Genomic DNA, 13656 nt, shown 5'->3' with positions numbered 1-13656 from the left:
TGATAAAACAGCTCTTAATTTGACAGAAAGCGAAGATTAAATTTTTTCATAAATGAGTAAGGATTGAGCATGGCACTTGAGCATTTATTCTTGACACTCTTCCTTTCATTTGTTAATTTATTAGTAGAATTAGCACTCGCTATTCAAGAGTGCTAACAGAGGTGATGCATATGTTGACTGATAGGCAATTATTGATACTTCAGGTTATTGTAAATGAGTTTATTCATTCTGCTCAGCCAGTTGGATCTAGGAGTTTATCAAAGAAAGAAGAAATTTCTTTTAGTTCAGCAACCATCCGTAATGAAATGTCTGATTTAGAGGAACTAGGCTTTATTGAAAAGACGCATACTTCTTCTGGGAGAATTCCTTCGGATAAAGGCTATCGTTATTATGTGGATCATTTGTTATCACCACAAAAATTAAATAAACAGGATGTTCATAGAGTGAAGTCGATCTATGCAGAGCAAATTTATGAACTGGAGAAGATCGTTCAGAATTCGGCGAAAATCCTATCTGAATTAACAAACTATACGGCCATTGCACTAGGACCTGCTGTAAGAGAAAATAAGCTGAAAAAAATTCAAATCATCCCGCTTAATAAACAAGCAGCGGTGGCCATTATTGTTACAGATTCGGGCTATGTTCAAAATCGGATGTTTCAGTTGCCGGAAACAGCAGATGCTAGTGATTTAGAGAAGCTTGCTAATATTTTGAATGACCGTTTAATCGGTGTTTCAATTGAGAGCTTGAATGATCGGATTTATAAAGAAGTTGCCGTTCTCTTAAGGCAGCATATTAAAAATTATGATTTCATGCTTCATTCAATTGCCGATACATTGCTTATTCCGACTCATGAAAAGCTGTTTTTTGGCGGGAAAGCGAATATGCTAAATCAGCCAGAATTTCATGATTTTGAAAAGATAAGAAGTCTAATGACTATGATCGAACAGGAAGACAGTATTTACGAACTTGTTCGTGAAAATCGTTCCGGAATCAACATAAAAATTGGCCGGGAAAATAATAATTCGGCGATGGATAATTGCAGTTTAATTACTGCCACCTATTCAATCGGTACAGAACAGCTAGGGTCCATTTCGATTTTAGGTCCGACTCGAATGGAATATTCAAGGGTGATTAGTTTGCTTGACTATATTAGCAATGACTTAACGACAGTCCTTACGAAGCTGTATCAAAGTGAATAGCCATGGAAATATTGATAATGGATGGAGATGAATGCGATATTCAGCTCCACCTTGCCAACATTCACAAATTAATTCAATCATTTAGGGGAGGTGAGTAAGTTGGCAGAAGAAAAAAATAGCATTCATGAAGAACTAATTGATGAAACAGTTGCAACTGAAACCGTTGAAGGTGAAGCTGTAGAAGCATCTGAAATAGAAGGCGAAGAAACGATTTCTCTTGAAGAGCAGCTCAAGATTGCCGAAGCGCAAACAAAAGAATTAGAAGCAAAGCTTGAGGAAGCAGAGAATCGTTATTATCGTATTCAGGCAGATTATGAAAATAGCAGACGCCGTGCAAGATTGGATCTTGAAGCGTCTGAAAAATATAGAGCACAAAGTTTAATTTCAAATTTATTGCCAGCAATGGACAATTTTGAAAGAGCACTTCAAATGGAAGTGGATGGTGAACAGGCTGCATCAATCCTACAAGGAATGGAAATGGTGTACCGCGGTTTATTAGAAGCCTTGAAAAATGAAGGTGCTGAACAAATTGAAGCTGTAGGGAAAGAATTTGATCCTAATTTCCATCAAGCCGTAATGCAAGTGGATGTTGAAGGATTTGATTCCAATCATGTTGTAGAAGAGTTTCAAAAAGGGTATATCCTTAAGGACAGAGTGATCCGTCCGGCTATGGTTAAAGTAAATCAGTAATTACATATATTTTGGGAGGAAATGATTATGAGCAAAATCATTGGAATCGATTTAGGTACGACAAACTCATGTGTCTCTGTTTTAGAAGGTGGAGAAGCGAAGGTAATTCCAAATCCAGAGGGCAATCGTACAACGCCTTCTGTCGTAGCATTTAAAAATGGAGAACGTCAAGTTGGGGAAGTGGCTAAGCGCCAATCCATTACAAATCCAAATACGATTATGTCTGTAAAGCGTCATATGGGTACAGATTATAAGGTTGAAGTTGAAGGAAAAGAGTATTCACCTCAAGAGGTTTCTGCAATCATCCTTCAGTATTTAAAATCATATGCTGAAGAATACCTTGGCGAACAAGTAACAAAAGCAGTAGTGACTGTTCCTGCTTACTTCAATGATGCAGAGCGTCAAGCAACAAAAGATGCAGGGAAAATTGCAGGTCTTGAAGTGGAACGTATCATTAATGAGCCGACAGCTGCTGCATTAGCCTATGGAATGGATAAAACAGATGAAGATCAAACGGTTCTAGTGTATGACCTTGGTGGTGGTACATTTGACGTATCGATTCTTGAATTAGGCGATGGTGTATTTGAAGTAAAATCAACTGCTGGTGATAATCGCCTTGGCGGAGATGACTTTGACCAAGTGATTATCGATTATTTAGTAGAACAATTCAGAAAAGACAATGGCATTGATCTTTCTAAAGATAAAATGGCTGTACAACGCTTAAAGGATGCAGCTGAAAAAGCGAAAAAGGATCTTTCTGGCGTCACTTCGACTCAAATTTCCTTGCCTTTCATTACAGCTGGCGAAGCAGGTCCATTACACCTTGAAGTGACATTATCAAGAGCGAAATTTGATGAACTTTCTTCAGATTTAGTTGAACGTACGATGGGACCAACTCGTCAAGCATTAAGCGATGCTGGCCTATCAGCTTCTGAAATTGATCGTGTTATTCTTGTTGGTGGATCTACTCGTATTCCTGCTGTACAAGAAGCAATCAAAAAAGCAACAGGTAAAGAGCCACATAAAGGGGTTAACCCAGATGAAGTCGTTGCAATGGGTGCAGCTATTCAAGGTGGAGTAATTACTGGAGATGTGAAAGATGTTGTTCTTCTAGACGTAACACCACTTTCACTTGGAATCGAAACAATGGGTGGCGTATTTACGAAGCTAATCGATCGTAATACAACGATTCCAACATCTAAATCTCAAGTATTCTCAACAGCTGCTGATAACCAATCGGCTGTAGATATTCACGTGCTTCAAGGAGAACGTCCAATGTCTGCTGATAATAAGACTCTAGGCCGATTCCAACTAGGAGATATTCCTCCTGCACCAAGAGGAATTCCGCAAATTGAAGTATCTTTTGATATCGATAAAAACGGAATTGTAAACGTACGTGCAAAAGATCTTGGAACAAATAAAGAGCAAGCTATCACAATCAAATCTTCAACTGGTTTATCAGACGAAGAGATCGATAAGATGGTAAGAGAAGCTGAAGAAAATGCTGAAGCAGATAAAAAGCGTAAAGAAGAAGTTGAGCTTCGCAATGAAGCAGATCAGCTTGTCTTTACAACTGAAAAAACATTGAAAGATCTTGAAGGCAAAGTAGACGAAGCTGAGGTTGCAAAAGCAAACGAAGCGAAGGATGCTTTAAAAGCAGCAATTGAGAAGAATGATTTAGAAGAAATCAAAGCAAAGAAAGATGCTTTACAAGAAATCGTTCAAGCTTTAACAATGAAGCTATATGAAGAAGCTGCACAGCAAGCTCAAGCTGCCGGGGGAGCCGATGGCCAACCAGAAAAAAGCAATGATGACAACGTAGTTGACGCAGAATTCGAAGAGGTTAATGACGATAAATAATCAGTAACCTAATATATAGAACGATCCAGTTACAGTGCTGGGGCAAAAGATATAAGCTGATTCAGCAGAATAACCATTCTGCTGGCATAGCTTATATTCATTCATTGCCTTTAGATAGCACTACTGCTTTTTTAAAGTCAAAGTCAGGATTTCTTGGCTTTGACTTTTCTGATTTATATAACTTAAAGAGAGGCTTGCATATGAGGAAGCTTCGTAAATAAAGTTTGGAAATTGCAAAAAAAGAGTCAAATTCGCAAAAAAAAGTTGGCAAATCGCAAATAAGAATGAAATTCGCAAAAAAAGTTAGCAAATCGCAAATAAAGAATGAAATTCGCAAAAAAAGTTGGCAAATCGCAAATAAAGAATGAAATTCGCAAAAAAAGGTTGGCAAATTGCAAATAAAGAATGAAATTCGCAAAAAAAGTTGGCAAATCGCAAATAAAGAATGAAATTCGCAAAAAAAGTTGGAAAATCGCAAATAAAGAATGGAATTCGCAAATAAAAGTAGGCAAATCGCAATAAAGCAGGAATTCCTCCAGAAAAATCTCAACTTAACTATTTATTTTTTAATAATGGCAAAGAAGTATGACAACATACAACTTTTGTTGCACAATTAAGATAGACAATGATAGAATAATCTTTATGTGAAATGAATCGGGGAGTGTAAATCTCATGGATAAAAGGGATTATTATGAAGTCCTTGGTGTCAGCAAAGGCGCGACCAAGGATGAAATAAAAAAGGCTTATCGAAAGTTATCTAAAATGTATCATCCAGATATTAATAAAGAGCCAGATGCTGATGTGAAATTTAAAGAAGTAAAAGAAGCATATGAAGTGTTAAGTGATGATCAGAAAAAGGCACATTATGACCAGTTTGGTCACACAGATCCAAATCAAGGCTTTGGTGGCGGTGGCTTTGAAGGCTTTGGCGGTTTTGAGGACATATTCAGTTCGTTCTTCGGTGGCGGAGGCGGCTCTAGACGTCGTGATCCAAATGCACCAAGGCAAGGGGCTGACCTGCAATATACAATGACCCTATCCTTTGAGGATGCTGTTTTCGGGAAAGAAACGGAAATTGAAATTCCTCGTGAAGAAACATGTGAAACATGTAATGGATCAGGGGCTAAATCTGGTACGAAGCCTGAAACTTGTAATCAATGTCATGGCTCAGGTCAGCTAAATGTTGAGCAAAACACCCCATTTGGTAAAATTGTTAATCGCCGTGTTTGTCATAACTGTAATGGAACTGGGAAACAAATTAAGCATAAGTGTTCTACATGTAGCGGTGCTGGCAAAGTGAAAAAACGTAAAAAAATACAAGTGAAGATCCCAGCTGGAATCGATGATGGACAGCAGCTTCGAGTATCTGCTCAAGGTGAACCAGGAATTAATGGCGGACCATCTGGTGATTTATATGTTGTTTTCCATGTTCGTTCACATGAGTTTTTTGAGCGTGATGGGGATGATGTATATTGTGAAATGCCGATCACTTTCGTGCAAGCAGCATTAGGTGATGAAGTCGAGGTACCAACCCTTTACGGCAAAGTGAAATTAAAAGTCCCAGCAGGTACACAAACAGGGACAAAATTCCGTCTTAAAGAAAAGGGAATTCCGAATGTTAGAGGGTATGGAAAGGGCGATCAGCATATTATCGTTCGTATTATTACCCCAACAAAGCTATCAGAAAAACAAAGACAGTTGCTTCATGATTTTGCTGAAGTGAGTGGGCAAGTCCCTCAAGGTGAACAGGAAGAAAGCTTTTTTGCAAAAGTGAAACGTGCATTTAAGGGTGATTAAAACGAATGGAGTTGGTACGTGTGAAATGGTCAGAAATCAGTATTCATACAACAAATGAGGCGGTTGAACCGATTTCAAATATTTTACATGAGGCCGGAGCCAGTGGGGTAGTCATTGAGGATCCCTTTGAGCTAGTAAAGGAAAGAAAAGATCAATTCGGTGAAATTTACGAGCTCAATCCTAATGACTTTCCAGATGAAGGAGTTATAATCAAAGCTTATTTGCCTGAAAATAGCTTTCTTGCTGAAACGGTCGATGAAATGAAAGAATCGATTAATAATCTCGTTCAATATAATATTGATATTGGTAAAAATGCAGTCAGTATTAACGAAGTCAATGAGGAAGAATGGGCAACCGCCTGGAAGAAGTATTATCATCCAGTGAAAATATCTGAACGGTTTACAATTGTTCCGACATGGGAAGAATATACACCTGTATCAAGTGATGAGCTTATTATTGAACTTGATCCTGGAATGGCATTTGGAACAGGGACACATCCGACGACTGTAATGTGTATCCAAGCATTAGAACGTACCGTCCAACAAGGTGACAATGTGGTTGATGTTGGTACAGGTTCAGGTGTTTTAAGTATTGCTGCAGCTATGCTAGGTGCAGAAAAAGTTATGGCTCTTGATCTTGATGAAGTTGCAGTTCAATCGGCTAAACAAAATATCGAGCTAAACAATGTGAATCAAATTGTTAATGTTTCACAAAATAACTTACTTGATGGAGTCGAAACGGGTGCGGATATAGTTGTTGCTAATATTTTGGCAGAAGTCATTCTCCGTTTTACAGATGATGTAGCGTCAGTTGTTAAACAAGGTGGCTATTTCATCGCTTCTGGAATTATTGAACCGAAAAAAGAAGAAGTAAAAGAAGCAATAATTCAAGCAGGTTTCGAAATTGAAGAAATTCTCCATATGGAAGACTGGATTGCGATTATTGGAAAGAAAAAGTAGCGATTAAGAAATGGAGGACTGAGATGATGTCCTCCTTTTTATCGCCATTATATATGATTTTTTAAAGGCTGTTTTCTAAAAAATTGTTGCTTTTGAATCAAGTGTATAAATTAATTAATATAGTTGGCCAACTTTGTTGGTTGATTGGAGCGGAAGGTGCGAGATCCTCGAAAATGCTGTTGCATTTCCTTCGTGCGGTGTCAATTCAGGAAGATTATTCAATGTCCTGCTTAGATGCGTAGGACAGCTGAGACTTACGCAGGAGCGGATGCTCCGAGGAGGCTCAAGCGGAATACCCCGCGGAAAGGGAGCACACGTGCGTGGAAATCAACCATTTACCAACCTTTTCTTAATAAGCAACAATGTATGCAAAAAGAGCCTTTTAAAAACATCTTTCCGTTTGACTAATAAATCGAACGAGCATTATTGACATTGTGTTAGAAAGAAGGTGCCATTACGTGCAGCGCTATTTCGTTAATCAGCCTTCCATTGATAATCGGTTTACGATTACGAATGAGGATGTTCACCATATTATTCGTGTGATGCGAATGAAAGAAGGAGATCAAATCATTTGTGTTGATTCGTCTAATCAAAGTGCGATTTGCCGAATTGCAGAAATTACCGATGAACAAGTAATTGCAGAAGTTGTACAATGGATGGAGGCGTCATCTGAATTACCAGTAGGTATTACAATTGTGAGTGGACTGCCTAAAGGGGATAAGCTAGAGTTGATTATCCAAAAAGGGACTGAGCTAGGCGCTTTTCAGTTTATCCCTTTTATTTCAGCGCGCTCAGTAGTAAAATGGGATGAGAAAAAGGCAGCAAAAAAAATAGAACGATGGCAAAAAATTGCAAAAGAAGCAGCTGAGCAAAGTCATCGAACAATTATTCCTAAAGTCTCTTCTCCTCTTAATATAAAGTCGTTAATTCAAAAAAGTGAAAGCTTTGATTATAAATTAATTGCGTATGAGGATGAAGCAAAGCAAGGAGAAGCATCAGTCCTAACGCAAACCTTAGCTGAAATGAAAAATGGCCAATCCTTACTATTTGTTTTCGGACCTGAAGGCGGTCTAACAGAGCAAGAAGTTTCTAGTTTAAAAGAAAATGGGTTTAAAGCATGTGGATTAGGTCCAAGGATTTTAAGGACTGAAACAGCTCCACTATATGTGTTATCAGCAGCTTCTTATCATTTTGAATTATTGGAGTGAATATATATGCCAACAGTTGCATTTCATACACTTGGTTGTAAAGTAAACCATTACGAAACAGAAGCCATCTGGCAGCTTTTTAAAGAAGAAGGCTATGACCGTGTCGATTTCGAATCGATGTCAGATGTTTATATTATTAATACTTGTACGGTCACAAATACAGGTGACAAAAAAAGCCGCCAAGTCATTCGCAGAGCGATTAGGAAAAATCCGAATGCGGTTATTTGTGTAACAGGCTGTTATGCACAAACTTCTCCAGCAGAAATTATGGCTATTCCTGGTGTAGATATCGTTGTCGGTACGCAGGATCGAGTGAAGATGCTCGATTATATTAAGCAATACAATGAAGAGCGTCAACCAATTAACGGTGTTGGCAATATTATGAAAAACCGTGTGTATGAAGAATTAGACGTTCCTGCTTTCACAGATCGTACACGTGCCTCATTGAAAATTCAAGAAGGCTGTAATAATTTCTGTACGTTCTGTATTATTCCATGGGCACGTGGCTTAATGAGATCTAGAGATCCGAAAGAAGTAATTCGCCAGGCACAGCAATTAGTTGATGCTGGGTATAAAGAAATCGTTTTAACAGGGATTCATACAGGCGGATATGGGGAAGACATGAAGGATTACAATCTTGCTATGCTTCTAAAAGATATGGAGGCTCAAGTGAAGGGACTAAAAAGAATTCGTATCTCTTCGATTGAGGCAAGTCAAATTACCGATGAAGTCATTGCAGTCATCAAGGAATCAAAGATGATAGTTAGACATCTTCATATACCTATTCAATCTGGTTCTAATACAGTTCTAAAAAGAATGCGCCGTAAATACACGATGGAATTTTTCGCAGAGCGTTTGGAGCGCTTAAAAGAAGTACTTCCAGGATTAGCCGTTACCTCAGATGTAATTGTTGGATTCCCTGGAGAAACAGAAGAAGAATTTATGGAAACATACAACTTTATTAAAAAACATAAATTTTCAGAGCTGCATGTTTTCCCTTATTCAAAACGTACGGGTACACCGGCAGCAAGAATGGAAGATCAAGTCGATGAGGAAGTAAAGAATGAACGTGTTCATCGATTAATAACCTTATCTGATCAACTAGCAAAAGAGTATGCTTCTCAATTTGAAGGGGAAGTACTTGAAGTGATTCCAGAGGAAGAATTCAAGGATGTTCCAAATAGCGGATTATATATCGGTTACACGGATAACTATTTAAAGCTCATATTCCCAGCAACAGAAGCAATGGTTGGCCAAATTGTAAAGGTAAAGCTTGCAAAAGCAGGCTATCCATACAATGAGGGTGAATTTATACGAGTTCTTGAAGAGCTTGAGCAGGAAGAAGCGGCTGTATAGATTTGTGAAAGGAATTGCCTATTGGGTAATTCCTTTTTTGAAGAATTGCCAAAATCAAAACGGGATAGAATAAGAATAATGATGATAAGACGATCATAGTGCTCGATATTTTTAATAGGACATGGTATGATATCAGAGGTACGTACAACTCGTTTGAATTGAAGGGAGTTTATAAAAGAAATGACTAATAATGTAGCAAAAATGATCGACCATACATTACTAAAGGCAGATGCAACGAAAGAGCAAATCGAGAAAATTTGTGTAGAAGCGAAAGAATACAATTTTGCATCTGTTTGTGTGAATCCAACTTGGGTAAAATTATCAGCTGAAATGCTTTACGGAACTGAAGTTAAAGTCTGCACAGTAATTGGCTTTCCATTAGGAGCTAGTACATCAGAAACAAAAGCATTTGAAACAAAAAATGCGATTGAACATGGGGCAACAGAAGTTGATATGGTAATTAATATTGGTGCACTAAAAAGTGGACAGTATGATGTAGTTGAAAGTGACATTCGTGCAGTTGTTGACGCAGCAAAAGGAAAAGCACTTACAAAAGTAATCATTGAAACTTGCCTGCTAACAGAAGAAGAAAAAGTAAAAGCATGTGAGCTATCAGTTCAAGCTGGTGCAGATTATGTGAAAACTTCTACTGGTTTCTCTACTGGAGGAGCAACAGCAGCAGATATCGCTCTTATGAGAAAAACAGTTGGTCCTGATATCGGCGTGAAAGCATCTGGCGGAGTTAGAAGTGCAGAAGATGCGGATAATATGATTAAAGCGGGTGCAACAAGAATCGGAGCAAGCTCGGGTGCTGCGATTGTAAATGGCTTAACAAGTGATTCTGATTATTAAAAGAAAGTAAATGCCGGATTTTCCGGCATTTATTTTTTTTATTTTTAGGAAACTATAAAATCGCGCATTGTGTATAACTTTATGAGTAGTTTAGTCTACGTCCAGCTTCGGCGCCTATCGCTATCAAACTTCAATACTGCTCCGCAATGATTGCGTCAAGTACGGTATCGCTAGCGCATACCGTGTTTCCTTTATCGAGAGGGGCAGTTAGCCATTTGTACGGCGAGATAATCAAGGTGCCTACGCATTTGTTCGTTAATCAGAGGTCTAACGATCATGTAGCCGGATAATGAACTTGCCAAACAATGAAGCAAACGGAAGGACAAGAAGGGAAGAAAGTACATTAAAAATAACACTAATATGGGCAAGCTGAACGTCTGCTTCAGATGCTAATTGAATGCCAAAAGCTGCAAGCATGCCTATAAATGGATAGAAGATAATCACACCTATAATATTTAACCAAATATGTGCATAAGCAGAAAGCTTTGCTTCCCTTCCAGAGCCGATTGAAGCTAAATAAGCATCCACACATGTACCAATATTAGATCCAAGCATAATAGCGATTCCAGTATCCAAATCCATCGTACCTGCTGTTAGGAAGCCCATTACGATACCTGTGGTTGCTGTACTAGATTGAATGATTGCTGTTATTACGATTCCTGCTAATACAGCATACAGATGGCTCTCGTTTAAAGTGAGCAGCAATTGATTAATAAATTCTATACTTTTTAACGTATCTGCAAAGTACTCAAATCCCCTCATGGCTGCGAAAACACATGAAATACCAAGTAAGGTAAATCCAGTACTGCGGAGATTTCTCTTTTTCATTAAAGCAAGGATGGATCCAATAATGGCAATCGGAATAAGATAGGCCTCTATATCAAAAGTGATGATTTCTGTCGTGAAAGTCGTTCCGATATTTGTTCCTAGAATGATCCCAATTGATTGGGGAAAACTAAGCATCCTGGCTGAAACTAAACCAATTGTAATAATCATAACTGCGGAGCTGCTTTGCAAAACTGCAGTAATTAATGTACCAACAATAACACCTTTCCATGGTGCATTCGTTAATTTTACAAGCCATATTTTTAATGAATCTGCAGATAAGTTCATTAGACCTGACCGCAAAAGCGTCATCCCGTAAATAAATAAACCAACTAACAGAATAAAAAAGATTAGCTGGGTCAAGCCCCCACCCCCTACATCTATATCTATTACACAATTATAGGGGACATGCCTCGAAATTATATTTCAAGCATGTTTTGCAGGGGCAATTCTCAATATTTTCATGGGAAAACACATTCATTACAGGCTAATTACAGTTGACCTCAGGTACGCTGTTATATTATAATTGCAAAGTACATGGAAAACATGTTGTGTTAGTGTGTTGTGTTCGGAGGGAGGGAATAGAATGTCTAAAACCGTCGTTCGTAAAAACGAATCGCTTGAAGATGCTCTTCGTCGCTTCAAACGTTCAGTTTCTAAAACTGGTACTTTGCAAGAAGCTAGAAAGCGCGAATTCTACGAAAAACCAAGTATTAAACGTAAGAAAAAGTCTGAGGCTGCAAGAAAACGTAAGTTCTAAGAGAGGGTGTATGTAATTTGAGTCTTCTCGAGCGTTTAAATGAGGATATGAAACAAGCGATGAGGAATAAAGAAAAAGTTAAGCTAACTGTTATCCGCATGGTTAAAGCTTCTTTGCAAAATGAGGCAATCAAGCTTGGAACAGAACTATCTGCAGAGCAGGAGCTTACTGTCCTTTCTCGTGAAGTTAAGCAACGCAAGGATTCCCTCCACGAATTTGATAAAGCAGGTCGCGAAGACCTTGTAGAAAAAATTCGGACAGAACTTCAGTTCGTCGAATTATATATGCCTGAACAGCTTTCTGAAGAGGAAGTTTCTAAGATTGTCCAGGAGGCAATTGCTGAAATGGGTGCTGCGTCAAAAGCTGAAATGGGTAAAGTAATGGCTGCCATTATGCCGAAAGTTAAAGGAAAAGCAGATGGAGCAGTTGTAAATAAACTTGTACAACAACACCTTTCATAAAAAACGAATATGTATAAAAGACCGTAAGCTTATTGCTTTCGGTCTTTTTATTAGGCTCTTTTCTAAAAAGATTGTTGCTTTTGAATCAAATGTTTTACCAATTAAGTCGGTTGATTGGAGCACACGTACGCGGAAATCAACCTTTAGCAACTTTATCTTAGTAAGAAACAATGTTTGCGAAAACAGCCTTTTATTAAGTTCTTTTCGATGGGCTGTCTTTCTTCATTTAGGCATTATTATTTTTATTTTCTGGAAAATAAGCTATCATAGATATATGAAATAAGAAAAAATAATGAAACCTTTCTTTATGTGAAAACGTATACAATAGAAGATAACTTTTGGGAGGGAGGGGGAAGCGTGAAGTTTAGAAGATATCTTATCGTTTTTTCATTTCTTTTTGCTATGATCTTACTCATCATTCCTTTTAAAGGAAATGCTACGAATGAAGTTGTATATGTTGCACCAATTGAAGAGACTGTTGAAAAAGGGTTGTATGCTTTTTTAAGCAGGGCAGTAAAAACGGCTGAAGAAGCAAATGCGTCTGCAATCATTTTTGAGATTGATACGCCTGGTGGAGTCGTTGATGCGGCAGGGAAAATTGGGAAATTATTATCCTCAACAGATTTGAAGACAATCGCATTTATTAATAATCAGGCATTATCAGCAGGTGCTTATATTTCTCTGAATACGGACGAGATTTATATGGTTCCAGGAGCTACGATGGGGTCTGCTGCTATTATTGACCAGCAAGGAAATACGGCCGGGAAGAAAGCGGAATCCTATTGGTTTGCGGCAATGGAAGAAGCGGCAAAGCAACATAAATTAAATCCAAGCTATGCACGGGCAATGGCGGATGAATCTGTTGATCTACCTAAGTATGATGCACCGAAAGGCGAACTATTAACGTTAGGAACAGAGGCTGCGCTTGAGGTCGGTTATTCAAAAGGGACAGTAGCTAACTTAACAGAACTAGTTGAAACGCTTGGATTTTCAAATGCAGAAATAAGAATGCTCGATGAAAGCTTTGCTGAAAAACTAGCTCGCTTTATTACGAATCCTGTTATTATTCCAATCCTTCTATCCATTGGAAGCATTGGGCTTGTTGTAGAATTATATTCACCAGGCTTTGGGATTCCAGGCCTTATGGGAATCAGTGCATTATTGTTATTTTTTTACGGGCATTTAGTTGCAGGTCTAGCAGGATTTGAGACGTTAATCTTATTTCTTATAGGTATTGGTTTGATCATTGCAGAGTTTTTCCTGCCTGGAGGGATAGCAGGTACTTTAGGAACTGCTGCAATTTTTGGAAGTCTTTTTCTCGCATCAGACAATGTCATTCATATGGGGATATCGATATTAATAGCGATAAGTGTAGCAATCTTAGCATCTATTTTAATGATAAAGGTGTTTGGTAAAAAGATGAAAATATTCAGGAAGATGATTTTAACGGATGCAACAAAAACAGAACAAGGCTATGTCTCAAATAAGAATAGACTTGAACTGATTGGCTTAGAAGGATATGCTGTGACAGCTTTAAGACCATCGGGCACGATTGTGATTGAGGATGAGCGAATTGATGCTGTGAGTGAAGGTGCGTTTATTTTGAAGGATGCACGGGTACGAGTTGTGAAAGCTGAAGGTTCACGAATTGTCGTTAGAGAGATCACAAATTTAAGTAAATAATAA

The 13656-nt window shown here is 38.2% G+C and carries 12 protein-coding genes; 11 read left to right on the top strand and 1 reads right to left on the bottom strand.

Annotated features, from left to right (window positions below):
- Window positions 1-170 precede the first annotated feature (170 nt).
- From hrcA to deoC, 8 genes are all read left to right on the top strand, one after another.
- Window positions 171-1202, top strand: coding sequence for a heat-inducible transcriptional repressor HrcA (gene hrcA / locus J2Z40_RS11080; protein WP_066396086.1), 1032 nt, complete (start codon window positions 171-173; stop codon window positions 1200-1202).
- Between the two features lie 99 nt (window positions 1203-1301).
- Complete coding sequence (gene grpE, locus J2Z40_RS11075) at window positions 1302-1892, top strand: nucleotide exchange factor GrpE (protein ID WP_066396083.1); 591 nt, start codon at window positions 1302-1304, stop codon at window positions 1890-1892.
- Between the two features lie 27 nt (window positions 1893-1919).
- Window positions 1920-3752 carry a molecular chaperone DnaK gene (dnaK, locus tag J2Z40_RS11070; protein WP_066396081.1) on the top strand — a complete coding sequence of 611 codons (1833 nt, stop codon included), beginning with the start codon at window positions 1920-1922 and terminating at the stop codon, window positions 3750-3752.
- A gap of 672 nt (window positions 3753-4424) precedes the next feature.
- Entirely contained in the window at window positions 4425-5549 is a 1125-nt protein-coding gene (dnaJ, locus tag J2Z40_RS11065; protein WP_066396079.1) for a molecular chaperone DnaJ, read from the top strand.
- Window positions 5550-5569: 20 nt separating this feature from the next.
- The gene (prmA, locus tag J2Z40_RS11060; protein WP_066399422.1) at window positions 5570-6508 is read left to right on the top strand and encodes a 50S ribosomal protein L11 methyltransferase; all 939 of its coding nucleotides are present in this window, start codon (window positions 5570-5572) and stop codon (window positions 6506-6508) included.
- 458 nt (window positions 6509-6966) lie between these two features.
- Window positions 6967-7716, top strand: coding sequence for a 16S rRNA (uracil(1498)-N(3))-methyltransferase (locus J2Z40_RS11055; protein WP_066396078.1), 750 nt, complete (start codon window positions 6967-6969; stop codon window positions 7714-7716).
- A 6-nt stretch (window positions 7717-7722) separates the two neighbouring features.
- Window positions 7723-9072: a tRNA (N(6)-L-threonylcarbamoyladenosine(37)-C(2))-methylthiotransferase MtaB gene (gene mtaB / locus J2Z40_RS11050; RefSeq protein ID WP_066396076.1), complete on the top strand. Its 1350-nt coding sequence runs from the start codon at window positions 7723-7725 to the stop codon at window positions 9070-9072.
- Between the two features lie 180 nt (window positions 9073-9252).
- Window positions 9253-9924 carry a deoxyribose-phosphate aldolase gene (gene deoC / locus J2Z40_RS11045; protein ID WP_066396074.1) on the top strand — a complete coding sequence of 224 codons (672 nt, stop codon included), beginning with the start codon at window positions 9253-9255 and terminating at the stop codon, window positions 9922-9924.
- Between the two features lie 267 nt (window positions 9925-10191).
- Here the strand turns inward: deoC and J2Z40_RS11040 are convergent, their stop codons facing one another.
- On the bottom strand, window positions 10192-11112 hold the full coding sequence (locus J2Z40_RS11040; RefSeq protein WP_066396073.1) for a Na/Pi symporter: 921 nt from the start codon (window positions 11110-11112) through the stop codon (window positions 10192-10194).
- Between the two features lie 223 nt (window positions 11113-11335).
- Here J2Z40_RS11040 and rpsU point away from each other — a divergent pair, with 223 nt between their 5' ends.
- The 3 genes from rpsU to J2Z40_RS11025 all read left to right on the top strand — a co-directional run bounded on the left by rpsU (window position 11336) and on the right by J2Z40_RS11025 (window position 13653).
- Complete coding sequence (gene rpsU / locus J2Z40_RS11035; protein WP_066201342.1) at window positions 11336-11509, top strand: 30S ribosomal protein S21; 174 nt, start codon at window positions 11336-11338, stop codon at window positions 11507-11509.
- A gap of 17 nt (window positions 11510-11526) precedes the next feature.
- Complete coding sequence (locus J2Z40_RS11030; RefSeq protein WP_066396071.1) at window positions 11527-11970, top strand: GatB/YqeY domain-containing protein; 444 nt, start codon at window positions 11527-11529, stop codon at window positions 11968-11970.
- A 402-nt stretch (window positions 11971-12372) separates the two neighbouring features.
- Entirely contained in the window at window positions 12373-13653 is a 1281-nt protein-coding gene (locus J2Z40_RS11025; protein WP_083954015.1) for an NfeD family protein, read from the top strand.
- Window positions 13654-13656 lie beyond the last annotated feature (3 nt).

Origin of the sequence: Cytobacillus eiseniae, from assembly GCF_017874625.1 — a bacterium.
GTDB classification, from domain to species: domain Bacteria; phylum Bacillota; class Bacilli; order Bacillales; family Cytobacillaceae; genus Cytobacillus; species Cytobacillus eiseniae.
This window is presented reverse-complemented; position numbering and strand designations above follow the sequence as displayed.

Excerpts from the sequence above, each read along its gene's own strand:
- J2Z40_RS11025 (WP_083954015.1), top strand. The coding sequence starts at position 12,373 with ATGATCTTACTCATCATTCCTTTTAAAGGAAATGCTACGAATGAAGTT.
- hrcA (WP_066396086.1), top strand. The coding sequence starts at position 171 with ATGTTGACTGATAGGCAATTATTGATACTTCAGGTTATTGTAAATGAG.
- rpsU (WP_066201342.1), top strand. The coding sequence starts at position 11,336 with ATGTCTAAAACCGTCGTTCGTAAAAACGAATCGCTTGAAGATGCTCTT.
- dnaK (WP_066396081.1), top strand. The coding sequence starts at position 1,920 with ATGAGCAAAATCATTGGAATCGATTTAGGTACGACAAACTCATGTGTC.
- dnaJ (WP_066396079.1), top strand. The coding sequence starts at position 4,425 with ATGGATAAAAGGGATTATTATGAAGTCCTTGGTGTCAGCAAAGGCGCG.
- mtaB (WP_066396076.1), top strand. The coding sequence starts at position 7,723 with ATGCCAACAGTTGCATTTCATACACTTGGTTGTAAAGTAAACCATTAC.
- deoC (WP_066396074.1), top strand. The coding sequence starts at position 9,253 with ATGACTAATAATGTAGCAAAAATGATCGACCATACATTACTAAAGGCA.